We start from the raw sequence: 25,141 nt of genomic DNA on the forward strand, positions 1-25,141 counted from the left end.
CCGTCACCACCACCAACACCGGCGTGCGCGGACGCGAGGGAAGAGGGGCCGACATGGGCGGCGAAACGGCACTGGTGCTCGGCGGCGGAGGCCTGACCGGCGTCGGCTGGGAGTCCGGGATCCTGTACGGGCTCGCCCGGGCCGGGGTCGACCTGACCACCGCCGACCTGGTCGTCGGCACCTCGGCCGGCTCCGTGGTCGGGGCCCAGCTCACCTCGGGCCTCACCGCCCGCGAGCTGTACGAGCGCCAGCTCGGCGACGCGAGCGGGGAGCGCCCGGCCCGGCTCGGCGCCGGGGTCTTCGCCCGCCACGCCCTCGCGATGGTGCGCTCCCGGGACGCCGCCGCGTACCGCCGCCGCGTCGGCGCCTTCGCCCTGGCCGCGGAGACCGGCGCGGAGGCGGCGCGGCGCGAGGTGCTGGCGGCGCGGCTCGTGTCGCACGACTGGCCCGAGCGCCGGCTCGTCGTCACCGCCGTCGACGCGCTCAGCGGGGCCCCGGCCGACTTCGACCGGGAGAGCGGGGCCGGGCTCGTCGACGCCGTCGCCGCGAGCTGCGCCGTACCGGGCGTCTGGCCGCCGGTGACGGTCGGCGGGCGCCGCTTCATCGACGGCGGGGTCCGCTCGGCGACCAACGCCGACCTCGCGGCCGGATACGCGCGCGTGGTGATCCTCGCGCCGATCGCGCTCGGATCCGCCCTGATCCCCTCGCCCGCCTCCCAGGCGGCCCGGCTGCGGGCGGCCGGCGCCCGGGTGCTGCTGATCACCCCGTCCCCGGGGGCCCGCAAGGCCTTCGGGCGCAACGTCCTGGACCCCGCGCGGCGCGACCCCGCCGCCCGCGCCGGGCTCGCGCAGGCCGCGGAGCACACGGCCGACGCGGCGGCCGTCTGGGCGGCCTGACAATGGTGGGGTGAGCGACGAACAGATCCCGGTGATCCGGGAAGTGGGCCAGGGCACCGCCAAGCTGATGCCGGACGTGGACCGGGAGCGCGCCTGGCTGCTCACCGTGGACGGGGCGCCCCAGTCCTACGTGGACCTCGACGAGCCCGAGCACCTGGAGTTCGAGTACGTACGCCGCCTCGCGCACGTACTGGACTGCGCGGCGGAGCCGGGGGCCGCCCTGGACCTGCTGCACCTGGGCGGCGGCGCGCTCACCCTCCCGCGCTACGCCGCGGCCGTCCGCCCGGGGTCCCGGCAGGACGTGGTCGAGTTCGACGCCGCCCTCGTGGAGCTGGTGGAGCTGCACCTGCCGCTGGCCGCCGGGGCCCGGGTGACGGTGCACGCCGCCGACGCGCGGGCCTGGCTGGAGGCCGCCCCGGAAGCGAGCGCGGACGTGCTGTTCGCCGACGTGTTCGGGGGCTCGCGGGTGCCGGCCCAGCTGACCTCGGTGGAGTACGCGCGGCAGGCGGCGCGGGTGCTGAGGCCCGGCGGGCTGTACGCGGCGAACCTGGCCGACGGGGCGCCGTTCGGCTTCCTCAAGGCCCAGCTGGCCAACTTCGCGGCCGCGTTCGCGGAGCTGGCCCTCGTCGCCGAGCCCGGGGTGCTGCGCGGGCGGCGCTTCGGCAACGCGGTGCTGCTGGCCTCGGACGCCCCGCTGCCGCTGGCCGCGCTGGCCCGGCGGTGCGCCGCCGACGCCTTCCCCGCCCGGGTGGAGTCGGGGGAGGGGCTCGCCCGGTTCATGCGCGGGGCGCGTCCGGTCGCCGACGCGGACGCGGTCTCCTCGCCGGCCCCGCCGGAGGGGGCCTTCAGCCTGGGGTGATCCCGGCGGCCCCGGCGGCCTCCGCCGGGGCCGGGGCCGGGGCGGAGCCCTTCACGGGCGGCGGCTTGCGGGTGATGCGGCGTACCTCCGGGACGAAGAGGACCAGGGCGGTGGCGGCGACCACCAGCGCAGCGCAGCCCCACAGGGCCTGGGTGCGGCCGAAGGCGGTCTCGGCCGGACCGGCCAGGGCGGTGGCGAGCGGCAGCATGGACACCGAGCCGAACCAGTCGTAGGCGGAGACCCGGGAGAACTTCTCCTCGGGGATCTCCTGGTGCATCGTGGTCATCCAGTTCACGCCGAACACCTCGATGGCGGCGCCGCTGAAGAACATCACGGCGCACAGCCCCCAGACGGGCAGCGGCACCGCCAGTCCCGCCGACGGCAGCGCCAGCGGGAACACGCACAGGGTGCCGACCAGCAGCAGCCGGCGCGGCTTCCACACCATCATCAGGACCGCTCCGGCGATGGTGCCCGCGCCGAAGAAGGCCAGGGCCACGCCCCACGGGGCCGGCCCGCCCAGCCGGTCTCGGGCGACGAGGGGCCCGTACACCGCCTCCGCCGCGCCCACGACGGCGACGACCACGGAGAACTGGAGCACGATGCTCCACAGCCAGGGCCGGGTCCGGAACTCCACCCAGCCCTCGCGCAGGTCGGCCAGCAGGCCCCCGCCCGGGGCCCGCCCGGCGGTGTGGCCGACGTCGAGGAAGGCGCGCAGGGCGCCCGCGACCGCGAAGGCCGCCGCGTCCACGGCCAGCACCCAGCCGGGGCCGATCGCGGCGATCAGCGCGCCGCCGAGGGCCGCGCCGCCGATGCCGGCGCCGTTCATGGCCATGCGGAAGAGCGCGAAGGCCCGGTTGGCGTGCTCGCCGGAGACGCTGGACAGGAGCATGCCCTCGGCGGCGGGGTTGAAGAAGGCGGTGCCGGTGCCGCAGAGGGCGGTCAGCAGCATCATCTGCCACAGCTTCGGGTCGCCGGCGAGTACGAGCACGGCGAAGGCCGCCTGCGAGACGCAGTTGAGGGCGTTGGCCGCGACCATCACGTGGTGCCGTGGCAGCCGGTCGGCGAGCGCCCCGCCGACGAGCAGGAAGAGGACGAGGGGCAGCGTACGGGCGGCGGCGACGAGGCCGACGTCGGCGCCGCTGCCGCCCGCTTCGAGCACGGCGAAGGAGGCCGCGATGAGCGCCCCGTGGCTGCCGAGGTTGGTGACGACCGCGGCGCCCGTCAGGAGGCTGTAGTTGCGTCCCGCCCAGGCGGGCCGGCGGCGGGGGGTCCGGAGGACGGTGCGGGGGCTCACCCCGGGACTATCCCCTGCCCCGGGCCGAGAATCCAAACGAAATAACGGAAAACGGATGATCGGCCCGGGGATCGTGCGGGGTGGGTGCCTCGGAGGGCCGGGGTCAGCCGCCGCTGAGGCGGACCGAGCTGAGGATCTTCTCGTAGGTGGCCTGGTCGACCTCGCCCGGGACGCCGGCGGCGCCGTAGAGGACCCAGCTGGCGAAGTCGCCCTTGGCGTTCTTGAAGCTGAACGCGATGCTCTTGCCGTCAGAGGAGCACTTGTTCTCCTTGGGGACGTTGCTCACGGTCGCCGTCGCGACGTGCCCCTTGAGACCGGAGAGGGTGGTGTACTCCTTGGTCTCGGAGATCTTGACGTTCTCCTTCGGCAGCTTCTGCGAGTAGCCCGCGTACACCCAGGTGCCGGCCTCGTTGCGGGCGGCGTCGGCGGTGTCCTTGGCGCCCTGGCCGCCCTTGGTGCCGGTACCGGCCAGGGAGGTGGTCTCTTCGCGCCCGTCCTTGTTGGAGTCCACCTTGCACCAGTCCTCCTTGAAATAGGCGGGTGCGGAGAACGTGACGAGCGGGGAGCCGTCCTTCTTGGTGTCGTCCTCGAAGCCGGCGATCACGCCGGAGCCCAGTGCGTTCCACTCCGGCGGGATGTCGAAGGCGGTGCCGTGCTTCGGGTTGATGACCACCTTCCAGCCCGGGATCACCGGCTTGACGTCGCCGCCCGCGCGCGGGTTGGCGCCGCTCGGGGCCGGGGGCGCGACAGGGGCGACGGGCGCGGAGGAGGAGGCGGCCGGCTTGTCGTCGGCCTCGTTGGTGCCCTTGTCGTCCCGGGTCAGTACGAAGGCGGCGGTGGCGGCCGCCGTCACGACGACCGCGGAGGCCGCGACGATGGCCACGGTCCGGGTGGAGAAGGGGCTCCCGCCGGACGGCTGCGCCGGGGGCTGCTGCTGGGGGGCGTTGCCCCACGGCTGGACCGGGGGCGGGGTCTGGTAGCCCGCCTGCGGGTATCCGTAGCCGGGCTGCTGCTCACCGAATCCCGGCTGGGGCTGCTGCTGGTACGGGTTCGGCTGTCCCGGCTGCTGCTGGTACGGGTTCTGATGCGCGTCCTGGGGGTTCTGCTCGCCCCCGGGCGGCTGCTGCTGTCCTGGCCACATGGCCGGTAACCATAGTGGGAGAGGCCGACAGGAGCCACGTCCGCCCCCTGTTCGACTCTGGCCAACGGCATCTACTCGTGGGTAACATCGCGTCTCATGAGCGCAGAACAGATGAACGTGGGCGAACTGCTCGCCCAGACGGTGCCGATGGCCCGCACCCTGAACCTGGAATTCCTGGAGACCACCCCGGAGCGCGCCGTCGTCCGGCTGCCGGACCAGCCCGACTTCCACAACCACGTCGGCGGCCCGCACGCCGGTGCCATGTTCACCCTGGCCGAGTCCGCGAGCGGCGCCATCGTCCTGGCCGCCTTCGGCGACCAGCTCTCGCGCGCCGTGCCGCTGGCCGTCAAGGCCGAGATCGGCTACAAGAAGCTCGCCAAGGGCGTCGTCACCGCCACCGCCACCCTCGGCCGCCCGGCCGCCGACGTCGTGGCCGAGCTCGACGCGGGCGGCCGTCCCGAGTTCCCCGTCACCATCGCCATCCAGCGCGAGGACGAGGCCGTCACCGGCGAGATGACCGTGGTCTGGACGCTGCGCCCGAACGCTTAGGGCACCCGCGCGGCGCGTCACGCCGCGAAGAGGACGCGGGAGCGGCACAGTGGGGGCGGGAGCGGTCCGGCGCGGGCCGCTCCCGCCGTGCTGTCCGGAGCCGGTCCGGGGGAGTCGCCGGAACCCGGCGTGTTCGCCGGTCGTTCGTCCCGAGAACGCCCGCTATGACGAAGGGCGTGGCGGGGAGCGGATAGGCTGCCCGTTCGGCGTGTCTCGGGGGCGCGCCGGAGGCGACGAGGGAGGACATACCGGTGCACATCCAGGAATGGCTGGAGGAAATCCCGGCGATCAGTGTCTATCTCCTGGTGGGACTGGTCATCGGGCTGGAGAGCCTGGGCATCCCGCTGCCGGGTGAGATCATCCTCGTCAGCTCGGCCCTGCTCGCCTCGCAGCACGGGCAGATCGACCCGGTGGTCCTCGGCCTGTGCGCGATCGCGGGCGCCATCATCGGCGACTCCATCGGGTACGCCATCGGCCGCCGCGGCGGCAAACCGCTGCTGGAGAAGCTCGGCAGGCGGTTCCCCAAGCACTTCGGGCCCGACCAGGTGGCCATGGCCGAGCGCTCCTTCGACCGCTGGGGCATGTGGGCCGTTTTCTTCGGGCGCTTCGTCGCGCTCCTGCGCATCTTCGCCGGCCCGCTGGCCGGCGTACTGCGGATGCCGTACTGGCGCTTCCTCGTCGCCAACGTCCTCGGCGGCATCCTCTGGGCCGGCGGCACCACCGCCGTCATCTACTACGTCGGCATCGTCGCCGAGCCCTGGCTGAAGCGGTTCTCCTGGCTGGCCCTGGTCGTGGCCCTGCTGATCGGGCTCACCGTGACCCTGGTCCTGCGCAGCCGCATGAAGAAGGCGGCCGCCGAGGCCCGCGCGGCGGAGCCGTCGCCGGAGCGGGCCGCCGCCCCGGCGGGCGCCTCGGACTGACGCCGAGGCCCCCGGCCGGCCGGGCAGCCGGGCGGGCGGTCAGGCGCCGGGGGCCACCGAGGCGCGGTGCTGCTCCGCCAGTTCCGTGTATATTGCGGCGTTCACCCTGACCCCCTCGCGCTCCTCCTCGGTGAGCTCCCGCCGCACCTTGGCGGGCACGCCCGCCACCAGGGAGCCGGGCGGGACCACCATGCCCTGCGGCACCAGGGCCTGCGCGGCCACCAGCGAACCGGCGCCGATCACAGCGCCGTTCAGCACGGTCGCGCCCATCCCGATCAGGCAGTCGTCCTCCACCGTGCAGCCGTGCACGACCGCGTTGTGCCCGATGGAGACGCGCTCGCCGATGGAGACCGGGAAGCCGGGGTCCACGTGGACCGTGCAGTTGTCCTGCACGTTGCTGTCGGCGCCCAGCGTGATGGGGCCGCAGTCGCCGCGCAGCACCGCCGAGTACCAGATGCTCGCGCCGGCGCCGAGCGTGACGTCGCCGACGACCACGGAAGTCGGGGCGGTGAAGGCCGTCGGGTCCACCGACGGCTTCCGGTCGCCGACGCCCGCGATGAGAGCCCCCTGGTGCGCCTGGTCCGCCTGATACGTCATGGTCACTTCCCTCATGTGCCTCATGTGATTCCGGTTGATTCCGGATGCCGCGCCAACTGCACCGTAGGGCACGTGGCGCCGCCGCCCCGCGATGGGGTGAAGATCACAGGGGCGGGGTCCCGACGTCCGGCGCGGGCCGCACTACCGTGGCCGGGTGCCGAAGAACCAGAACACGTTCTCATCCCTGGCGGCCCTGCGCGGCCGGATCGCCAGCCGCGCGGTGCACGCCGGCTGGCGCTGGATGCAGCAGGCCGGGGCGGTCACCGCGCAGCACCCGGGCCGGCTGCGCTTCGGCGCGATCGGCGAGGGCACCCGGCTCGCCTTCCCCCAGGGGACCGTCTTCGGCGAGCGCTGGATCCGGCTCGGCGGGCACTGCATCATCGCCGAGCAGGTCACCCTGACGGCCGGGATGATGCCCGACCTCGACCTCGGCGCGGAACCGGTGCTGGTGCTGGGCAACGGGGTGGTCCTCGGCCGCGGCAGCCACGTCATCGCCGACGCCCGGATCACCATCGGCGACGACACCTTCTGCGGGCCGGGGGTGTACATCACCTCCACCAACCACAGCTACGACGACCCGCACGAGCCCGTCGGACGGCAGTGGCCCCGCAGTGCCCCGGTGGAGATCGGGCCGGGCTGCTGGCTGGGTACGGGGGCGGTGATCCTGCCCGGCGCGAAGCTGGGCCGCAACGTGGTCGTGGCCGCGGGGGCCGTCGTACGGGGTGAGGTGCCCGACCACGCCGTGGTGGCCGGCGCCCCGGCCCGCATCGTGCGGCGGTGGGAGCCGGAGACCGGCTGGCAGCCGCCGCTGCGCACTCCCGCGCCGGTGCCGATACCCGACGGGATGACGCCCGAGCAGTTGCGCGGGCTGGCCCTGCTGGCGGAGGCCGAGCAGGCCTGAGCCCCTCGGTCGGCGCCGGTCCCAGGCGGCGGCGGTCTCAGCCGGTGCCGGTCCCAGCCGGCGGCGGTCTCAGCCGGCGGCGAGGAGGACCGTACCCGCCAGGGCCAGGCCCGCGCCCGCCGCCTGGACGCTGCGCAGCCGTTCCTTGAGCACGGCGAAGGCGGCGAACGCGGTCACCACCGGGTAGAGCGAGGAGATCACGGCGGCCACGGTGACGGGGCCGCTCTGGGCGGCGAGGGAGTAGGTGCCGTTGGCCGCGACGTCGGCGAGGCCGACGAAGGCCAGGGCGGGCAGCATGCCCCACAGCACGCGCGGGCCGGTGCCCTGCGGCAGCGCCGGGACGCCGCGCCGGGTCTGGGCGAGCAGGGCGACGCCGCCGACGGCGACGTTCGTGACCCGCTGGACGAACAGGGCGAGGAACAGCCCGGTCACGGTGGTGGAGGCCTCGGCGATCAGGGCCATGACCGCGCCGAAGCCGAAGGCCGCGACGAGGGTCAGTACCACCGCCCGCCGCTGCACGGGGGCGCCGCGCAGCTCGGGTCCGCCGGCCAGGATGATGCCGACGACGGCCACGGCGATGCCCGCGAACTGGCCCGGGCCCGGTCGCTCGCCCACGGCGAGTCCCACCCCGACCGGCACGACCACGCCGAGGGAGCCGAGCGGGGAGACCACGCCCATCGGCCCCAGGGCCAGGGCCTTGTAGAAGGCGAGCATGGCGGCCGGTCCCACCAGGCCCGCGCCCACCGCGAACCACAGCTGCGGCCCCGCCTCGCTCCAGGCCCCGGTGCCGAGCACGACTGCGCCGAGCACGACGACCGCGGTGAGCTGCGAGACCACCAGCACCGTGAGCGCCGGTATCCGACGGGTCAGCAGCCCCCCGCCGAAGTCGGCGAGGCCCCACAGGACGGCTGTGGCCAGGGCGAAGAGGGAGGTCATGGCAGGGTCCTCGCAGTACAGTGCGGTGAACGGTGGAGTGCAGCATCGAATACACCGCAGGTTAGTTCAGTCTGTTGGACTGTGTCATCCAAAATATTGGACGGAATGGTGTCGGACCTCGAACAGCTCACCCAGGCGCTCGCCCGCAACCTCAAGCGGTGGCGCGGCGAACGCGGCTTCACGCTGGACGCGCTGGCCGCCCGCGCGGGCGTCAGCCGCGGCATGATCATCCAGATCGAGCAGGCCCGTACGAACCCCAGCGTGGGCACCACGGTCAAACTGGCCGACGCCCTCGGGGTCAGCATCACCACCCTCCTGGACCACGACCGGGGACCGCGGGCCCGCGTGGTGATGCCGGGGCAGGGGGTGCGGATGTGGTCGAGCGGGGAGGGCAGCGAGGCGCACATGCTGCTCGGCGACGACCGCCGCGGGCCCGTGGAGATGTGGACCTACCGCCTGGAGGCCGGAGACGGCACGGCCTCCGACCCGCACCCGGCCGGAACCTTCGAGATGCTGCACGTGACGGCCGGGGAATTGACCCTCGACCTCGCCGACGATCAGTACGTGGTCCCGGCCGGCGGCGCCGTCTCCTTCGAGGCGGACCTCCCGCACGCCTACCGCAACGAGGGCACCGTCCCGATGGTGATGACCATGGCGGTCTCCATCCCGCCGGTCCAGGGGACCGGCGCCCGTTAGGGGGCTACAGGGCGGGGATCTCGATGGCGGGGCAGCGGTCCATCACCATCTCCACCCCCGCCTCACGGGTCCGTGCGAAGGCGGCCTCGTCGACCACGTCGAGCTGGAACCAGACGGCCCCGGCACCGGCGGCGACCGCTTCGTCGGCGACCCGGCCGGCCAGCGCGCTGTTCACGAAGACGTCCACCACGTCGACCTTGAACGGGATCGCCTCCAGCGACGGGTACCCCTGCTCGCCGTGCACCGTCTCCGCCTTCGGATGCACCGGCACCACGCGCTTGCCGTACCGCTGGAGCACCTTTGCCACCCCGTAGGCGGCCCGGTCCTCGTTGTTCGACAGGCCCACCACGGCCCAGGTGTCACCGAGCTCGGTGAGGATCTTGCGGATGGTCGCCTGGTCGCCGTACACGTGCGCCGCCTCCTGCCGGGGTCGTCCGGCGGGACCGTTCCGCCGGATCGTTCGGCAGGATCAACGGCGCGGACACCCGTCCGATTCCCCGTAGGGTGGAGCGGTGAAGGCAGACCAGTACGTGACCGTGGCCCGTGAGGGGATGCACGAGGCGGAGATCAACCGCTCGCGGTTCCTGTGTTCGATCGCGCCCGCCGCGACCGAGCAGGAGGCGCAGGAGTTCATCGCGCGCGTCCGCAAGGAGCACCCCGCCGCCACGCACAACTGCTACGCCTACGTGATCGGCGCCGACGCCTCCGTCCAGAAGGCCAGCGACGACGGCGAGCCCGGCGGGACCGCCGGGGTGCCCATGCTGCAGATGCTGACCCGGCGGGACATCCGGTACGCGGTCGCCGTCGTCACCCGCTACTACGGCGGCGTGAAGCTGGGCGCCGGCGGGCTCATCCGGGCCTACGGCGGCGTCGTCGGCGAGGCGCTCGACGTGCTCGGGACCGTCACCCGCCACCGGTACCGGCTGGCCACCGTCACCGTCGACCACCAGCGGGCCGGCAAGACCCAGAACGACCTGCGCTCCACCGGCCGCGCCGTGCTGGACGTGCGCTACGGGGAGGCCGTCTCCATCGAGATCGGCCTCCCCGAGGCGGACGTCGAGGCCTTCCGGGCCTGGCTCGCCGACGCCACCGCCGGGACCGCCGGCTTCGAACTCGGCGGCGAGGCCTACGGCGACGGCTGAGCCCCGCGCCCGCCGAGCAGCCGGCCGGCGTTGCGCAGGGTGTGGCGGGCGACCGCCTCGCCGAGCCGGACGCCCGCCTCGTCGGCGGTACGGGTGTGGATCCCGGACCAGACCCGCGCGTCCACGTTGTCCCGGGTGAGCCCGCTCCACGCGGTGTAGGTGCGGCGCACCCCCGGCGCGGTCGGGCTGGTGATCTCGAAGGGCGCCGTCACCGGCCCCACGAGCGCGTCCAGCACGGTCTGCGCCGCGCCGGCGTACGTGGTGTGGCCGCTGGGGTAGTCCGGGTGGGCCGGCGTCTGGTGCAGGGGCCGCCAGGCCGGGTCGGGGTCGATCGCCCCGGTCCGGATCGCCGTCACCGGGCGCCAGCGGAGGTACGTGTACTTGCCGTCGCTGGTCGCGATCTGCGTGTCGACCGAAGCCGCGTGGAAGAGCGCGACCAGCGACGCCCGGTCGGCGGCCGAGCCGTGCGAGCGGGCCACGGCCACCCGCAGCGGCTCGGTGAACAGGGTGAGCGAGCCCCCGTACCAGAAGGTGGCCGTCTCGGTCTGGTGCGGCGTGCGCACCGTGCTGTCGGCCGAGCCGTACGCCCGCACCTCCGCGAGGTCGTCCCGGTAGCGGTGGGAGTCCAGCGCCGGCGGCGGCCCCGGCCGGAACTGGTCGGCGCGCTCCAGCAGGAAGGGCCGGGCGAGGCGGGTGCCGTACTGCGCGGCCGGCGCGTAGCCGTCCGGGGTGGGCCGCCACACGCCGGGAGCGGCGCCCGGCACGCTGAAGGGGGCGTTGGACGAGGCCGGGTCGAGGCCGTCCCCGGCACGGGCGGCGAGCACCGCCGCGGCCTGCCGCGCACCGGCGGCCACGCCCCGGTCCTCGGCGGTCCCGTCCGGGATCCCGCCGAGGGTGGCGGCGAGTGCCGCGTCGAGGTCGGCCCTGCGGGACGGGGCGAGCGCGACCAGCGCGTCGTGCACGGCGGAGGCGACGGCCGCGTCCTGGAACCGGCTCCGGCCGGGCCCGCCGGGGGCCTCGCGGGCGGCGCGGGCGGCGGCGATCCAGCCGATCGCCCAGGTGCGGCTGTTGGTGATCTGGGTCGGGGCGGCCGCGGCGGCGACCGTCCGGGAGGTGGTGTCGTACCAGTCGAGCACCACCGGGCCGGCGGCCGGGGCGGCGGCCGAGGGCGCCGCGGCCGAGGGCACGGCGGCGGTGAGCGCGAGCAGCGCGGCGGAGCCGGCGGCGAGCAGCGCGGGACGGATGCGCGGGGGTCCGGAGAGCGGCATGCCGCGAAGCCAACCAGCGGGCCCCGGGGCCTACAAGTGCCCAAAGCCGCCAACGGAGTTCGGCCACGGAGGTTTCGCACCGCCGCCACGGTCCCGCAACACACGGCCCCGTCCTTGCCCGGGAGGTCGTGCCCGGGAGCGGGCGGAATTCCCGGTCGGGCCGGGGCGCGCCCGCGTACGGGTTAGCCTGGATGGTCGGTGCGGAGCCAGAGGAGAGCAAGCGTGCGGGTCGGAGCGGTCGAGTGAAGTTCCTGCACACCTCCGACTGGCACCTCGGCCGCTCCTTCCACCGCGTGAACATGCTCGGAGCCCAGGCCGCCTTCGTCGACCACCTCGTCGAAGCCGTCCGGGAGCACGAGGTCGACGCCGTCCTCGTCGCAGGCGACGTCTACGACCGGGCCGTACCCCCGCTGCCCGCCGTCGAGCTCTACGACCGGGCCCTGCACCGGCTCGCCGACCTCGGGGTCCCGACCGTGATGATCTCCGGGAACCACGACTCGGCCCGCCGCCTCGGCGTCGGCGCCGGGCTGATCGGCCGGGCCGGGATCCACCTCAGGACCGACCCCGCCGGCTGCGCCGACCCCGTGGTGCTGGCCGACGTACACGGTGACGTGGCCTTCTACGGGCTGCCGTACCTGGAACCGGCACTGGTCAAGGACACCTTCGCCGCCGAGAAGGTCAGCCACGAGGCGGTGCTGGGCGCGGCCATGGACCGGATCCGGGCCGACCTGGCCGGCCGGGTCCCCGGCACCCGCTCCGTCGTCCTCGCCCACGCCTTCGTCACCGGCGGGCAGGCCAGCGACAGCGAACGCGACATCGCCGTCGGAGGGGTCGAGGCCGTACCCGCCTCGGTCTTCGACGGGGTCGACTACGCGGCCCTCGGCCACCTCCACGGCTGCCAGACGATCAACGAACGGGTCCGCTACTCCGGTTCCCCGCTCGCCTACTCCTTCTCCGAGGCCGCCCACCGCAAGACCATGTGGCTGGTCGACCTCGGCCCGGCCGGGGAGATCACCGCCGAGCGGATCGACACCCCCGTGCCCCGCCCGCTCGCCCGGCTGCGCGGACGGCTGGAGGACCTCCTCGACGACCCCGCGCACACCGCGTACGAGGACTCCTGGATCGAGGCCACCCTCACCGACCCCGCCCGCCCCGAGGACCCCATGGCCCGCCTCGCCGCCCGCTTCCCGCACACCCTCAGCCTCGCCTTCGACCCCGAGGGCCGCGAGGAGGACGGCGCGGCCTCCTACGCCCAGCGCCTCAAGGGCCGCAGCGACCAGGAGATCGCCGAGGACTTCGTCGCCCACGTACGCGGCGGCGGCACGGCCGACGAGGCCGAGCGGGCCGTGCTGCGCGGCGCCTTCGAGGCCGTACGGGCCGACGACGGCCGCCAGGAGGCCGGCCGATGAGGCTGCACCGGCTCCAGGTCACCGCCTTCGGACCCTTCGCCGAACCCCAGACGATCGACTTCGACGCCCTCTCCGGCGCCGGGATCTTCCTGCTGCACGGCCCCACCGGCGCCGGCAAGACCTCCGTCCTCGACGCCGTCTGCTACGCCCTCTACGGATCCGTCCCCGGCTCCCGCCAGGCCCCCGGCACCACCCTGCGCAGCGACCACGCCGCCCCCGACACCCCCACCGAGGTCACCCTCGAACTCACCGCGGGCGGACGCCGCCTGGAGATCACCCGGCGCCCCGAACAGGACCGCCCCAAGAAGCGCGGCACCGGCACCACCAAGGACAAGGCCCAGTCCTGGCTCCGCGAGCACACCGGCGACGGCTGGACCGCCCTCAGCCGCTCCCACCAGGAGATCGGCGAGGAGGTGGAGCAACTCCTCGGGATGAGCCGGGAGCAGTTCTGCCAGGTCGTCCTCCTGCCCCAGGGGGAGTTCGCCCAGTTCCTGCGGGCCGGCGCCGAAGCCCGCGGCCGGCTCCTCGGCCGGCTCTTCGACACCCGCCGCTTCGCCGCCGTCGAGACCCTGCTCGCCGAACGCCGCCGCGCCGCCGAGGCCAAGGTGCGGGCCGGCGACGAGAAGGTGCTCGCCGCCGCCCAGCGGCTCGCGCAGGCCGCCGGACACAGCGCCGACCTGCGGGCCTGGCCGCTGCCCGGCCACCAGCCCGGCGACCCCGGCCTCGCCGAGGCCGTCCGCGCCTGGGCTGCCGTCGCCCGCTGCTCCGCCCGGGAGCGGCTCACCGTCGCGGAGTACGCGCTCGCCGCCGTCGAGGGACGCCACGCCGCCGCCCGGCGCGACGCCGAGGAGGCGCGGGAACTGCACCGGCTCCAGCACCGCCACGCCGAGACCGCCCGCCGGGCGGACCTGCTGGCGCAGGCCGCGCCGGAGCGCGAGCGGGTACGGGAACTGCTGGACCGGGCCCGCCGGGGCGCCCTCGTGGCCCCCGCCCTGGAACTGCGCGGGGCCGCGGCCGCCGCCCACCTCACCGCCGCGCACGCCGAGACCCTGGCCCGGGCGGAGCTGCCCCCCGCCCTCGCCGGAGCCGGCACCGAGCAGCTCGCCGCCGTCGAGCAGCGCCTGCGCGAGGACCTCGGCGCGGCCGGCGCCGCCCAGCGCGCGGAACAGCGCAGCGCCGAGATCGGCCGGGAGCGCGCCACGCTGGAGCGGGAGTCCCGGGACGCCGACGAGCGGTACCAGGAGTCCGCCGAGTGGCTCGCCCGCTGGGAGGCCACCCGGGCCGCCCTCCAGGAGAAGGTCGACTCCGCGCAGCAGGCCCTCACCCTCGCCGAGCAGCTGGCGGGGCGGCTGGAGCCCGCCCGGATGCAGCTGACCGCCGCCCGGCGCCGCGACTCCCTCGCCGCCGACGCCGAAGCCGCCGCGGGCGAACTGCTGCGGGCGCGCGAGGAGTCGTCCGCCGCCCGGGAGACCTGGCTGGAGCTGAAGGAGGCCCGGCTGCGGGGCATCGCCGCCGAGCTGGCCGCCGCCCTGACCGCCGGGGAGCCCTGCACGGTGTGCGGGTCCGCCGAGCACCCCGAACCGGCCCGCCCCGCCCCCGGGCACGTCGACCGTGCCGCCGAGGACGCCGCCCACGCCCGCTTCGAGCAGGCCGAGGACCGCAGGGCCGCCGTCGAGCGGCGGCTCGCCGCCCTCCGGGAGGCCGAGGCCGAGGCGGCCTCCGCCGCCGGGGACGCCACCACCGCCGAACTCCTCGACCTCACCGCCGACCTGAGCGCCCGCCACGCCGCCGCCCACGCGGACGCCGCCGCGCTCCACACCGCCCGCGAGCGGCTCGCCCGCGCCGAGCGGGAGCACCGGGCACGCAGCTCCGACCGGCTCGAAGCCGAGCGCCGCGCGGCCGCCCGGGCCTCCCGGCGCGAGGCCCTCGACGAGGAGCAGGCCTCCCTCGAAGCCGAACTGGTCCTCGTCCGCGCCGACTCGCCCAGCGTCGCCGCCCGCGCCCGCACCCTCGAGGACCGGATCCGGATGGTGACCACGGCCGCCGCCGCGCTGCGCCGGGCCGAGACCACCGCCGCCCGGCTGAAGGAGGCCGACGACCAGCTCGCCGACGCCGCCTTCAAGGCCGGGTTCGACACCACCGAGCAGGCCGCCGACGCCGTGCTCCCCGAGTACGAACGCACCGCCCTCCAGCACCGCCTCGACGCCTGGCAGGCCGAGGAGGCGATGCTGGCCGACCGGCAGGCCGAGCTCGACACCGCCGCCGCGGCCGCCCTGCCCCCCGCCGAGCCGGCCGCCGCCGCTGCCGCCGAGGAGCGGGCCGCCGCACGGCTGCGCTCCGCCGCCTCGGCGGCCGACGCCGCCCGGGTGCGGTGCGGCGAGCTGGACCGCCTCTCCCGCCAGGCGGAGCAGGAGCTGCGCGCCCTGGGCCCGCTGCGCGAGGCGTACGAACGGGTGGCGCGGCTGGCCGGCCTCACCGCGGGCACCTCCGCCGACAACGAGCGCAAGATGCGCCTGGAGGCGTACGTGCTGGCCGCGCGGCTGGAGCAGGTCGCCGCCGCCGCGACCGTACGGCTGCTGCGCATGTCCGGCGGCCGCTACACCCTCGTCCACTCCGACGCCCGGGCCGGCGGACGCGGACGCTCCGGCCTCGGGCTGCACGTGCTGGACGCCTGGACCGGCAGCGAGCGGGACACCGCCACCCTCTCGGGCGGCGAGACCTTCTTCGCCTCCCTCGCCCTCGCCCTGGGCCTGGCCGATGTGGTCACCGACGAGGCTGGCGGCATGCGCCTGGACACCCTCTTCATCGACGAGGGCTTCGGCAGCCTCGACGATCAGGCGCTGGACGAGGTGCTCGACGTACTGGACTCGCTGCGCGAGCGGGACCGCAGCGTCGGCATCGTCAGCCACGTCGGCGACCTGCGCACCCGGGTCCAGGCGCAGCTGGAGATCGTCAAACAGCGCGGCGGCTCCGTGGTGCGCCACCGCACGGCGGGAGTCACGGACTGAGCGGGCGCCGGGCGAGCGGGGACGAGTAGACGATGCTGGTGGTCACCAGGCCCAGCCCGGCGATCCGGCCCGTGACCTCCTCCAGGTGGGCCATCGAGCGGGCGGCCACCTTGAGGACGAAGCAGTCGTCCCCGGTCACGTGGTGGGCCTCCAGGATCTCGGACGTCGCCTCCAGGAAGTCGTGGAACGGCTTGTAGTTGCCGTGCGGATAGCGCAGCCGCACCAGCGCCAGGATGGCCTTGCCCAGCTTCTCGTGGTCGACCACCGCGGTGTAGCCGGTGATGATCCCGGCCTCCTCCAGCCGCCGGACCCGCTCGGTGACGGCGCTCGCGGACATGGACACGGTGCGGGCGAGCTCGGTGAAACTGGCGCGGCCGTCCTGCTGGAGGGCCGCGAGGATCCGCCAGTCGGTGGCGTCGGGGGAATAACCGGTCATAGTGGAGGTCTAGCAGGGGAATCCCCGGGTGAACAAGGGAAAGGCCGGGGAAAACCACTTCTCGCCTTGATCGTCGGCTCGTAGATTTTGAGCCATGACGACGACGCAGAACCAGAACAGCACCCCCGCCGCCGCCAATCCCGTGCTCCGGGTCCCCCCGGCGAGCCCGGCCGCCGCGGCCGCCTACTTCGCCGCGAGCCTGGCCTTCCACGCGGACGTGTCGGACGTCGCCGCCGCCTTCAAGGCCCACCGCGAGCAGGGCGCCGACCTCGGCTTCCAGCTGATCGACTCCCGCTCCACCCCCTCCTGGGACCAGGCCCACGTGCCCGGCGCGATCCACCTGCCCACCGCGCTGATCCCCGAGCAGGCCGAGAAGCTCCTCGACAAGAACGTCCCCGTGGTCACCTACTGCTGGGGCCCCGGCTGCAACGGCGGCACCCGCTCCGCCCTCGCCCTGGCCGAACTCGGCTTCCAGGTCAAGGAGATGCTCGGCGGCATCGAGTACTGGATCCGCGAGGGCTTCGAGGTCGAGACCTGGCAGGGCGCCCAGCAGCGCGCCGAGGCCGACCCGCTGACCGCCCCCACCGACTCGGACGACTGCGGCTGCTGAACCGCCGCCCGCACGACGGCCGCCCGTACCCCGCGGAGGGGGAGCGGGCGGCCGTCCGCGCGTGCGGTGGGGATCAGAGCCGCGACAGCTCGTCCACCAGGTCGTCCAGCCCCAGCGAACCCTGGGACAGCGCCGCCATGTGCCACTTCTTGAGGTCGAAGGAATCGCCGTGCGCGGCACGGGCGTTGTCCCGCCCCAGCAGCCAGGCGCGCTCGCCCAGCTTGTAGCCGACGGCCTGCCCGGGCATCGACAGGTAGCGGGTCAGCTCGCTCTCGACGAAGTCCGCCGGCCGGCCGCTGTGCAGGCCGAAGAACTCCTGCGCCAGGTCCACCGTCCAGCGCTCGCCCGGGTGGAACGGCGAGTCCGCCGGGATCTCCAGCCCCAGGTGCATGCCGATGTCCACGATCACGCGCGTGGCGCGCATCATCTGGCAGTCCAGGTAACCCAGCCGCTGCTCGGCGTCCTTGAGGTAGCCGAGCTCGTCCATCAGCCGCTCCGCGTACAGCGCCCAGCCCTCGGCGTTGGCGCTGACGAGCCCGACGGTCGCCTGGTAGCGGGAGAGCTGGTCGGCGACGTGCGTCCACTGCGCGAGCTGGAGGTGGTGGCCCGGAACGCCCTCGTGGTACCAGGTGGAGACCAGGTCGTACACCGGGAAGCGGGTCTGGCCCATCGTCGGCAGCCAGGTGCGGCCCGGCCGGGAGAAGTCCTCGGAGGGGTTGGTGTAGTACGGGGCCGCGGCGCCGCCCGGCGGGGCGATCATCGACTCGACCCGCTTGACCCGCTCGGCGAGTTCGAAGTGGGTGCCGTCGAGGTTCTCGATGGCCTCGTCCATCAGGCCCTGCAGCCAGTCGCGGACCTCGTCGACGCCCTCGATGTGGGTGCCGTGCTCGTCCAGGTGGCGCAGGGCGTCCCACGGGTTCGGCTCGCCCGGCAGGATCTTGGCCGCCTCGGACTTCATCTCGGCGAGCAGCCGGTGGTACTCGGACCAGCCGTAGGCGTACGCCTCGTCCAGGTCCAGGTCCGTGCCGTTGAAGTAGCGCGACCAGCGGGCGTAGCGCTCGCGGCCCACCGGGTCCGGCGCGTCCGCGACGGCCGGCGCGTACACGTCGCGCATCCAGTCGCGCAGTTCGGCCACGGCGGCCGTCGCCGCGGCCGCCGCCGCGTCCAGTTCCGCGCGCAGGGACTCGGGTCCGGCGGAGGCGAACTCGCCGAAGAAGTCGCGGGAGCCGTCGCCGTCCTGGCCGGCCCAGGTGGTGAGCTGCTCGACGAAGGTGGCGGCCGGGCGCGGGCTGCCGTGCAGGCCGCGGTCCAGGCCGAGGGCGAGGCTCTCGCGGTAGCCGGCGAAGCAGGCCGGTACGGCGCGCAGCCGTTCGGCGATCGCGGCCCACTCCTCCTCCGTGTCGGCGGGGGTGAGGGTGAACACCTCGCGGACGGCGTGCGCGGGGGAGTGGATGTTGCTGACGGCCCGCAGGTCCTCGTCGGCCTCGTACACCGCGAGTTCGGCGTTCAGCCGCTCGCGCAGCAGCCGGGCGCAGCGGCGCTCGGCGTCCGTGCCGGCGCCGGGCAGCCGCTCGGCGGCGTCCAGCCGGGCGAGGGTGGTGCGCAGCAGTCCGCCGAGCGCGGCGCGGCCGGCGGGGGAGTAGTCGGGCAGCCGGCCGGAGCTGGCGGCGACGCCGAGGTAGGTGCCCTGGATCGGGTCGAGTGCGATGAGGTCGTCGACGTAGGCGTCGGCGACCTGGCGGGGCAGACGCGCTGCGCTGTCGGTGTGGAGGGTGTCTGACATGCGGCCATCTTCGTACGCGGAAGGCGCCCCCGTCATCACCATGACCGCTCAGCCTCCTGACGGATGGGCTGAGCGGCCGGAGGCGGAGGACCTGCGGTCAGCGCCCGGGGTGCTGCCGGGTTCCGTACGGCGTGTGCGCGCGCGGGAGTTCGTAGGGCAGGCGCGAGACGACCGGGGTCGCGTCGAGGCGGGCGGTGATCACCAGGGTGCCCTCCTCGATCTGGTAGTCGAGGGGGAGGCCGAGGCCGCGCATGGCGGCGACCATCCCGGTGTTGGAGGCCTGCGTGACGGCGTACACGCTGTCGCACCCGGCCTCGACGGCCATCGCGATGAGGCGGCGCAGCAGCTGCGAACCGATGCCGCGGCGCTGCCAGTCGTCCTCGATGAGCAGTGCCACCTCGGTCTCGTCGCCGTCCCACAGCAGGTGGCCGAGGGCGACGAGCTTGCCGGAGGCGGTGGTGGCGGCGAGGGTGCGGCCGAAGCGGGGGCTCAGGAGGTGGCCGAGGTAGCGGTCGGCGTCGGCGACCGGGCCGTGGTAGCGCAGGCCGAGGGTGCGCTCGCTGCACCGCTCGTGCATGGAGCGGGCGGCCGCCAGGTCGGAGACGTCGGCGCGGCGCACGGTGATCTCGTTGCCCTCGGGCAGGGTGAGCACGTCCTGGCTCCGGGGCATCCGGTGCCCGAGGCGGGCGTCGAGCTCGACGAGGGCGCGGGCGCGGGCGAACTCGGTCGGGGTGAACGGCAGGTAGGGCCGCTCCACGGTGATCGCGCCGCCCGAGGGGTCGCGCAGCCGCATCACCGTGGCCTCCAGGACGCCCTCGACGGGGGCGTCGGCGCCCGCGTTGGGACGGCCCGAGAGGGTGGTGGCGGGGATCGACTGGATGGTGCAGCGGCCGAGCAGCTGGCGCAGCGCGAGCGGGAGTTCGGCGGCGTCCAGGGCGGTGCGGGTGGCCAGGCCCAGGACCCTGGTGGGGGCGTCCACCAGGTCGTGGGCGTCGGCGCGCTCGATCCAGGTGCTGCGGCCTCCGGCCTGGGCGACGGCGCGGGTCAGGGCGGGGGCCGCCAGCTCGCGCGGGGTGCGCAGCAGGAACTCGTCTACCGTGCCGCCCTCGGGGAGGGGGTGCGTCTGCAGGGTGAGGATGTCGACGCCTTCGCGGGCGAGCGCGGTGCACAGCGCGGCGAGGCTGCCGGGCTCGTCCTGCACGGTCGTCCGCATCCGCCAGAGCGCGGGGTTCGCGGGCGCGGTCCCGGGGGCGGCGGCGCCGCCCGGATCGGAGGGGGCCTTGGCCACCGGGGGCGGCGCATGGCTGTGCCGGCGCGCCCACCAGGTGTGGAAGGCCGCCGTGACCAGGAGCGCCACGGCCGAGGCGACCAGCAGGACCGGGCCGTCCGGGCCGTGTGCGACGAGGTTGGCGATGCCGTCGGCGACCGCCACGGCGCAGAAGAGTGCGGCGAGTTCGACGAGGTCCCGGCGCCAGTGGTGGCGGTGGGGGCGCGGGGCGGCGGAGAGAGGGTTACGGTCAGTCATGCACACCACTCTGGCTCAGGGGTGTTGCGTGATCACGAACGATCTGTGACCGACTGGTTAAGTGTCGATCCGGCCGGTTTCGCCTGGTTTTCCGGCGGGTTTCCACTGGCGGCCGACCCGGCCCGCGGCCGACCGGCGCCCGGCGGGCCGTCCACGCCTCGCCGGCCGTTCACCGGGCGGTGGTCACGACTGCCCGACGCGGCCCGGCTGGAGGACCCTGGTGAAGAGTACGCCGCCTCCCTGGCGGCGCAACCGGACGGTGAGCTCCCCACCGCCGCCGTCGATCTCCACCTCGCCGTAGTACGGAGGGTTCTCGGCCGGGGACATGTTGGCGACCGGCGCCGACTGGACGAACTCCGTCTCCGGGCCGAAGGTCGCGTCGAGCCGGCCCGCCGGGAAGCCGCCCGCACCGATCGGCCCCGAAACGAACTCCCAGAACGGCGCGAAGTCGGAGAAGGCCGCGCGCTCGGGCGCGTAGTGGTTGGCGGCGGTGTAGTGGACGTCGGCGGTGAGCCAGAGGGTGCCCGTGATGTGCTGGTGCTTGATGTGCCGCAGCAGATCGGCGATCTGGAGCTCGCGGCCCAGCGGAGCCCCCGGGTCGCCCTGGGCCACCGCCTCGAAGTCCACCGCCCCGTCGGGGACGACGATCCCCAGCGGCATGTCCGCGGCGATCACCTTCCACGTGGCGCGGGAGCGCGAGAGCTCCCGCTTCAGCCAGGCCAGCTGTTCGGCGCCGAGGATGCCGACCCGGTCCTCGGTCTGGCGGCCGGGGGAGTTGGCGTCGCGGTGGGTCCGCATGTCCAGCACGAACACGTCCAGCAGCGGGCCGTGCCGCAGCACCCGGTACATCCGCCCCTCGGCGCGCCCGCCCCGCAGGTCCGTCACCGGGAAGTACTCGCCGAAGGCCTGGCGGGCGCGGGCGGCGAGGGTGTCGACGTCCTTGACGCTGTAGCGCGGGTCGTCGAGCAGCTGCCCGGGGTACCAGTTGTTGCGCACCTCGTGGTCGTCCCACTGCGCGACCACGGGGACCTGGGCGTAGAAGTCGCGCAGGTTGCGGTCCAGCAGGTTGTAGCGGAAGTTCCCGCGGAACTCGTCCAGGGTCTCCGCGACCTTGGACTTCTCCTCGGTGGTGACGTTGTGCCAGACGCGGCCGTCGGGCAGCGGCACGGCGGCCTTGATCGGCCCGTCCGCGTAGATCGTGTCCCCGCTGAAGAGGAAGAAGTCGGGGTCGCGCAGCCGCATTTCGTCGAAGACGCGGTACCCGCCCAGTTCGGGGTTGATGCCCCAGCCCTGGCCCGCCAGGTCCCCGGACCACAGGAAGCGCACGTCGTGACGGCGGGAGGCGGGAGTGGTGCGGAAGCAGCCGCGCACCGGCTCGCCGGAGCGACGGGGGTCGTCGGGGTCGGTGAGCACGACCCGGTAGTGGATGCGCTGGCCGGGCGGCAGGTCGCGCAGGGTCGTGACGCCGGTGTGGTCCGTGGCGGGGCCGAGGAAGGGGCCGCCGTGGCGGCGGACGCCGTAGCGGAACGATTCGCTCGGAGAGGTTTCCACGTACATCCGGGCGGGACGGTCGGAGCGGGTCCAGACGGCGGCCGAGTGGGAGGTGACCTCTCCCGACTGGGTCCCCCAGAGCGCGGCCGGGCGGCCGGAGCGGACGAAGGCGGGGGCCCGCCGGGGGGAGGCCAGGGCGGGCGAGGCCAGCGCGGTGGACAGGGCCAGGCCCAGCGGGACGGCCAGGGAACCGCCGAGCAGGGTCCGTCGGGTGTGCGGCATCGGTGCCATGGGTCGCGTCTCCAGGGGCCGGCGGGGGCGGGCCGGTCCAGTGTGCCTTCGCACACGGGACCGACCGCGTCGCCCACGCGAACCGTGGATGAACAGCCGTCAGCCGGTCATGTACGGCGGGCCGTCGCCTCCGTCGCCTCCGTCGCCTCCGTCGCCTCCGTCGCCTCCGTCGCCTCCGTCGGATGTGTCGGATGCGCCGGGCCGGTCGCCTTCGCCGCTTCCGCCGCCGTGTCCAGGACGACGCGGGCCACCAGCGCCGGGTCGTCGTTCATCGGCACGTGGCCGCAGCCCGGGAGCCGGACCAGCCGCGCCCCGGGGACGGTGTGCTTGGCCCGCACGCCCTGGCGGCGCAGCAGCAGCCGGTCGCGGGTGCCCCAGGCGATCGTGACGGGGATCCCGGGCACGTCGTCGGTGAAGCGTACGGAGCCGCCCGCCGCCAGGGTCTCCTCGAAGCCGGTGGCCTCGCGCAGGGCGAGGGTCTCGGCCACCACCGCCTCCGGGGCGCGGTGGGCGGGGCGGGCGTAGATGGTGCCGGTGAGGGCGGCGCGGCCGGGGCCGCTGCGCGAGAGCCGGTCCAGGGCCGGCAGGGGCAGCGCCCTCGCCCCGGCGCGCATGGCGCGCAGCGCGGTGAAGGCGTAGCGCCGCTCGGCCTCCGACCAGAACCCGGCGGGGGAGAGGGCGGTGACGGAGCGGGCGAGACCTCGGCGCCCCATGTCCAGGGCGAGCAGCCCGCCCAGGGAGTTGCCCGCGACGTGCGGGCGCTCGACGCCGAGCGCCGCACAGAGCGCGCCGAGGGCACGGGTGACGGTGGCGAGGTCGTACGGGACGCCCGCGGGCAGGGGCTCGGAGGCGCCGAAGCCGGGCAGGTCGACCGCGATCACGTCGTGATCGGCGGCCAGGACGTGGGTCACCGGATCCCAGGCCTGGAGGTGGTGGCCGATGCCGTGCAGCAGGAGAAGCGGTTCGCCGGAGCCCTTGCGCTCGTAGGCGACGGTGGCGGTGCGGGGGCCCAGCGGCGAATCGATCGTGAAGGAGACCGTGGCGGTCATGCTGCTCCTCGTCGGGTGGACGCGTATGAGACAGGCCGTCAGTAACGACTGCGTCCATGATTACCGTCGAGTAGCGTCCGGCTACAAGCCTTTGCGAAGTCCGCGCGACGCGGGGGTGCCGAGCGAGAACATCCTGTGAACGGGTTGCTACATATGCCCGATCTGCCCGGCAAAGCGGCGAGGATTGGTCTTGACCAAGGGGGTGTCCCGTCCTATCGTCGCGGATAGTGCAGGAACCTTTAATAAACAAGGGCGCGGAACTGCGGCGCGGAAACGCCGCTGGAACACGGCGATGCCGGACACGGTGACAGCGGCGATTGCAGGAGGAGTCAGGGTGGGGACGACGCAGCTCGAATCGGTGCCGGAGCCGAAGTACTGGCACCTGAAGACCGTGCTCAGCGACGCGCTGGACCAGGACTTCGCGGTCGGCGAGGTCCTGCCGAACGAGCGTGAGCTCGCCGCGCGCTTCGGAGTCGCCCGCGCCACCCTGCGACAGGCCCTGGAACAGCTCGAACTCGAAGGCCGCCTCCAGCGCCGCCGCGGCGTCGGCACCACCGTGGCCCCGCCGCGCGTGGGCGTCGCCGTCGGCAGCGCGCAGCAGGGCTGGCCCGGCGAGGGCGCCGACGGCTGGGAGGCCGTCGACGCGGTCGAGGCCGTCCCCGCCGCCGCCGTCCTGGGGCTCCTCGGAACCGCCGCCGACGAGGCCGTGCACACCGTGCGCCGGACCCGCGTCACGCAGGGCCAGGCCGTCGCCGCCGAGCTGCTGTACGTGCCCGCCGCCTCGGTGCCCGGGCTCTCCGCCATCGACGCCCCGACCGGGGCCGCCCGGGCCCGCGCCGTCATGCGGGAACTCCAGCGGCTCTCCCTGGAGGGGCAGGACCGCTCGGTCGAGCTGGGCTCCGCACGGGCCGACGACGCCAAGGAGCTGGACCGGCTGCCCGGCGCACCCGTGCTCCTGGTGACCACCCGCTACTTCACCGCCGCCGGCACCGCCGCCGTCTCGGTGGCCACGTACCGCGCGGACACCTGCCGCCTCACCTTCGGCGACTCGGGCGTGGAGATCACGGAGACCCGCGCGGCCTCCTGACCGCGCCGCACACGGACCCCGGGAGCCCCGAGGGCCCCGGGGTTTTCCGTGCCCGGAAGCCCGCGCGGTCAGCGGCGGGCGGTGACCGTCCGCTCCACCGCGAAGAGCTCTTCCTCCACGTGGTCCAGGGCCAGGCGCAGGGCGCCCGTCGCCACGGCGGCCTCGCCGAGCATGGACAGTGCCACCCGCGGCGGGCGCAGGCAGTACCGCTCCAGCTCCCGGCGCAGGGGCTCCAGGACCCCGTCCAGTCCGGCCGCCCAGCCGCCCACGACCACCAGCTCCGGGTCCATCGCCAGCACCAGCGCCGCCACGTCGTGCACCAGCCGCTGGAGGAACCGGTCCACCGCGGCCACCGCACGCTCGTCGCCGCGCTTGGCCATCGCGAACACCTCGGCGACCGCCGGCTCGTCCAAGGGGTGGAGGGGCTCGCCCGTCGTCGACAGCAGCCGCTCCGGGGTGGCTTCCCGGCCCAGCAGGTGCAGTGCGCCGATCTCACCCGCCGCCCCGCCGAAGCCCCGGTGCAGCCGGCCGCCGATCAGCGAGCCGGCCCCCGGGCTGAGCCCGGCCATCACGAACACCATGTCGTCGGTGTCGCGCGCCGCGCCCTTCCAGTGCTCGGCGAGCGCCGCCGCGTTGGCGTCGTTCTCCACCTGGACCGGGCAGCGGAACGAGCGCCGCAGCCGCTCGCCGAGCGGCAGTCCCGTCCAGCCCGGCAGCGCCGTGCCCAGGCGGACCGTCCCGTCGGCCTCGACGATGCCGGGGCTGCCCACCCCGACCGCGCGCAGCGAGTCGCGGGGGATCCCGGCCCGGCGCAGCAGATCGGCGACCGCCGCCCTGACGCGTTCCAGGCGCTCATCGGCCGAAGCCGTCTCCGAGACTTCCTTGGTGCCGGCTCCGATGACCCGGCCGTCGAGCCCGGACAGCAGCACCGCGATCCGGTGCGAGCCGATCTCGACGCCGAGCAGGTGCCCCGCCTCGGCGCGGAAGCGGAACCTCCTCGCCGGGCGGCCCTGGCGGCGTGCGCCTTCCTCGGCTTCCGCCTCGACCACCAGGCCCGTGCCGATCAGCCCCTCCACGACCCCCTCGACGGTCGGCCGGGAGAGCCCGGTCACCCGCGTGAGGTCGGTGAGGGTGGGCGATCCGGCCGCCCGCAGTGCGCGAAGCACCACGGCCGAATTGATGCGCCGGAGCAGAGAGGGATCCCCGCCGGTCAGCTGCCCCAACGTGTGTCCTCCCAGCTAACTACCCTGTCA

General features: G+C 74.8%; 23 protein-coding genes. 11 read left to right on the top strand and 12 right to left on the bottom strand.

The genetic code is table 11. From position 1 onward, the window contains the following. Positions 1–53 precede the first annotated feature (53 nt). Both ACZ518_RS09150 and ACZ518_RS09155 read left to right on the top strand, forming a co-directional pair. Complete coding sequence (locus tag ACZ518_RS09150) at positions 54–896, top strand: patatin-like phospholipase family protein (RefSeq protein ID WP_469112932.1); 843 nt, start codon at positions 54–56, stop codon at positions 894–896. 67 nt (positions 897–963) lie between these two features. Next, positions 964–1,755, top strand: coding sequence for a spermidine synthase (locus ACZ518_RS09155; RefSeq protein ID WP_469112933.1), 792 nt, complete (start codon positions 964–966; stop codon positions 1,753–1,755). Here ACZ518_RS09155 and ACZ518_RS09160 read toward each other — a convergent pair. Both ACZ518_RS09160 and ACZ518_RS09165 read right to left on the bottom strand, forming a co-directional pair. Beyond that, the gene (locus ACZ518_RS09160; protein ID WP_469112382.1) at positions 1,742–3,049 is read right to left on the bottom strand and encodes an MFS transporter; all 1,308 of its coding nucleotides are present in this window, start codon (positions 3,047–3,049) and stop codon (positions 1,742–1,744) included. The two genes, ACZ518_RS09155 and ACZ518_RS09160, sit on opposite strands and share 14 nt — an antisense overlap. A 103-nt stretch (positions 3,050–3,152) precedes the next feature. After that, positions 3,153–4,190, bottom strand: a complete 1,038-nt coding sequence (locus ACZ518_RS09165) for a DUF8017 domain-containing protein (protein WP_469112383.1) — start codon at positions 4,188–4,190, stop codon at positions 3,153–3,155. Positions 4,191–4,301: 111 nt separating this feature from the next. Here ACZ518_RS09165 and ACZ518_RS09170 point away from each other — a divergent pair, with 111 nt between their 5' ends. Both ACZ518_RS09170 and ACZ518_RS09175 read left to right on the top strand, forming a co-directional pair. Beyond that, positions 4,302–4,739 carry a DUF4442 domain-containing protein gene (locus ACZ518_RS09170; RefSeq protein ID WP_042800586.1) on the top strand — a complete coding sequence of 146 codons (438 nt, stop codon included), beginning with the start codon at positions 4,302–4,304 and terminating at the stop codon, positions 4,737–4,739. 251 nt (positions 4,740–4,990) lie between these two features. Continuing rightward, positions 4,991–5,659: a DedA family protein gene (locus ACZ518_RS09175; protein WP_469112384.1), complete on the top strand. Its 669-nt coding sequence runs from the start codon at positions 4,991–4,993 to the stop codon at positions 5,657–5,659. Positions 5,660–5,698: 39 nt separating this feature from the next. Here the strand turns inward: ACZ518_RS09175 and ACZ518_RS09180 are convergent, their stop codons facing one another. Continuing rightward, entirely contained in the window at positions 5,699–6,256 is a 558-nt protein-coding gene (locus tag ACZ518_RS09180; protein ID WP_469112385.1) for a gamma carbonic anhydrase family protein, read from the bottom strand. Between the two features lie 154 nt (positions 6,257–6,410). On the opposite strand from ACZ518_RS09180, the gene ACZ518_RS09185 reads away from it, so the two are divergent. Next, complete coding sequence (locus ACZ518_RS09185; RefSeq protein ID WP_469112386.1) at positions 6,411–7,157, top strand: acyltransferase; 747 nt, start codon at positions 6,411–6,413, stop codon at positions 7,155–7,157. A 69-nt stretch (positions 7,158–7,226) separates the two neighbouring features. On the opposite strand, the gene ACZ518_RS09190 is transcribed toward ACZ518_RS09185, so the two are convergent. Beyond that, the gene (locus ACZ518_RS09190) at positions 7,227–8,093 is read right to left on the bottom strand and encodes an EamA family transporter (protein ID WP_469112387.1); all 867 of its coding nucleotides are present in this window, start codon (positions 8,091–8,093) and stop codon (positions 7,227–7,229) included. A gap of 108 nt (positions 8,094–8,201) precedes the next feature. On the opposite strand from ACZ518_RS09190, the gene ACZ518_RS09195 reads away from it, so the two are divergent. Next, positions 8,202–8,789 carry a helix-turn-helix domain-containing protein gene (locus tag ACZ518_RS09195; protein ID WP_469112934.1) on the top strand — a complete coding sequence of 196 codons (588 nt, stop codon included), beginning with the start codon at positions 8,202–8,204 and terminating at the stop codon, positions 8,787–8,789. A 4-nt stretch (positions 8,790–8,793) separates the two neighbouring features. Here ACZ518_RS09195 and ACZ518_RS09200 read toward each other — a convergent pair whose 3' ends face one another. Then, on the bottom strand, positions 8,794–9,198 hold the full coding sequence (locus ACZ518_RS09200) for a CoA-binding protein (protein WP_469112388.1): 405 nt from the start codon (positions 9,196–9,198) through the stop codon (positions 8,794–8,796). A 103-nt stretch (positions 9,199–9,301) separates the two neighbouring features. On the opposite strand from ACZ518_RS09200, the gene ACZ518_RS09205 reads away from it, so the two are divergent. Beyond that, positions 9,302–9,931, top strand: coding sequence for a YigZ family protein (locus ACZ518_RS09205; RefSeq protein ID WP_469112389.1), 630 nt, complete (start codon positions 9,302–9,304; stop codon positions 9,929–9,931). Here ACZ518_RS09205 and ACZ518_RS09210 read toward each other — a convergent pair. Continuing rightward, positions 9,916–11,199 carry a vanadium-dependent haloperoxidase gene (locus ACZ518_RS09210; RefSeq protein ID WP_469112390.1) on the bottom strand — a complete coding sequence of 428 codons (1,284 nt, stop codon included), beginning with the start codon at positions 11,197–11,199 and terminating at the stop codon, positions 9,916–9,918. The two genes, ACZ518_RS09205 and ACZ518_RS09210, sit on opposite strands and share 16 nt — an antisense overlap. A 242-nt stretch (positions 11,200–11,441) precedes the next feature. Between ACZ518_RS09210 and ACZ518_RS09215 the strand changes: the two genes are divergently transcribed. Together ACZ518_RS09215 and ACZ518_RS09220 are read left to right on the top strand one after the other, a co-directional pair. Beyond that, positions 11,442–12,608 carry an exonuclease SbcCD subunit D gene (locus ACZ518_RS09215; RefSeq protein ID WP_469112391.1) on the top strand — a complete coding sequence of 389 codons (1,167 nt, stop codon included), beginning with the start codon at positions 11,442–11,444 and terminating at the stop codon, positions 12,606–12,608. Continuing rightward, positions 12,605–15,616 carry an AAA family ATPase gene (locus ACZ518_RS09220; RefSeq protein ID WP_469112392.1) on the top strand — a complete coding sequence of 1,004 codons (3,012 nt, stop codon included), beginning with the start codon at positions 12,605–12,607 and terminating at the stop codon, positions 15,614–15,616. The genes ACZ518_RS09215 and ACZ518_RS09220 overlap by 4 nt, the downstream gene beginning before the upstream one ends. Here ACZ518_RS09220 and ACZ518_RS09225 read toward each other — a convergent pair. Then, the gene (locus ACZ518_RS09225; protein WP_469112393.1) at positions 15,606–16,052 is read right to left on the bottom strand and encodes an Lrp/AsnC family transcriptional regulator; all 447 of its coding nucleotides are present in this window, start codon (positions 16,050–16,052) and stop codon (positions 15,606–15,608) included. The genes ACZ518_RS09220 and ACZ518_RS09225 overlap by 11 nt on opposite strands. 94 nt (positions 16,053–16,146) lie before the next feature. Here ACZ518_RS09225 and ACZ518_RS09230 point away from each other — a divergent pair, with 94 nt between their 5' ends. After that, positions 16,147–16,662, top strand: a complete 516-nt coding sequence (locus ACZ518_RS09230) for a rhodanese-like domain-containing protein (RefSeq protein WP_469112394.1) — start codon at positions 16,147–16,149, stop codon at positions 16,660–16,662. A 73-nt stretch (positions 16,663–16,735) separates the two neighbouring features. Here the strand turns inward: ACZ518_RS09230 and ACZ518_RS09235 are convergent, their stop codons facing one another. From ACZ518_RS09235 to ACZ518_RS09250, 4 genes are all read right to left on the bottom strand, one after another. Further along, positions 16,736–18,445, bottom strand: a complete 1,710-nt coding sequence (locus ACZ518_RS09235; RefSeq protein WP_469112395.1) for a DUF885 domain-containing protein — start codon at positions 18,443–18,445, stop codon at positions 16,736–16,738. Positions 18,446–18,542: 97 nt separating this feature from the next. After that, positions 18,543–19,970 (bottom strand): GNAT family N-acetyltransferase, encoded by a 1,428-nt coding sequence (locus ACZ518_RS09240; protein WP_469112396.1) that lies wholly within the window; start codon positions 19,968–19,970, stop codon positions 18,543–18,545. Positions 19,971–20,153: 183 nt separating this feature from the next. Next, on the bottom strand, positions 20,154–21,743 hold the full coding sequence (locus ACZ518_RS09245; RefSeq protein WP_469112935.1) for an alkaline phosphatase D family protein: 1,590 nt from the start codon (positions 21,741–21,743) through the stop codon (positions 20,154–20,156). A gap of 116 nt (positions 21,744–21,859) precedes the next feature. Next, complete coding sequence (locus ACZ518_RS09250) at positions 21,860–22,801, bottom strand: alpha/beta fold hydrolase (RefSeq protein WP_469112397.1); 942 nt, start codon at positions 22,799–22,801, stop codon at positions 21,860–21,862. Between the two features lie 334 nt (positions 22,802–23,135). Here ACZ518_RS09250 and ACZ518_RS09255 point away from each other — a divergent pair, with 334 nt between their 5' ends. Further along, complete coding sequence (locus tag ACZ518_RS09255) at positions 23,136–23,888, top strand: GntR family transcriptional regulator (RefSeq protein ID WP_469112398.1); 753 nt, start codon at positions 23,136–23,138, stop codon at positions 23,886–23,888. 68 nt (positions 23,889–23,956) lie between these two features. Here the strand turns inward: ACZ518_RS09255 and ACZ518_RS09260 are convergent, their stop codons facing one another. Continuing rightward, positions 23,957–25,111 (bottom strand): ROK family transcriptional regulator, encoded by a 1,155-nt coding sequence (locus tag ACZ518_RS09260; RefSeq protein ID WP_469112399.1) that lies wholly within the window; start codon positions 25,109–25,111, stop codon positions 23,957–23,959. Positions 25,112–25,141 lie beyond the last annotated feature (30 nt).

It is taken from the genome of Streptomyces sp. NPDC033966 (assembly GCF_055575955.1).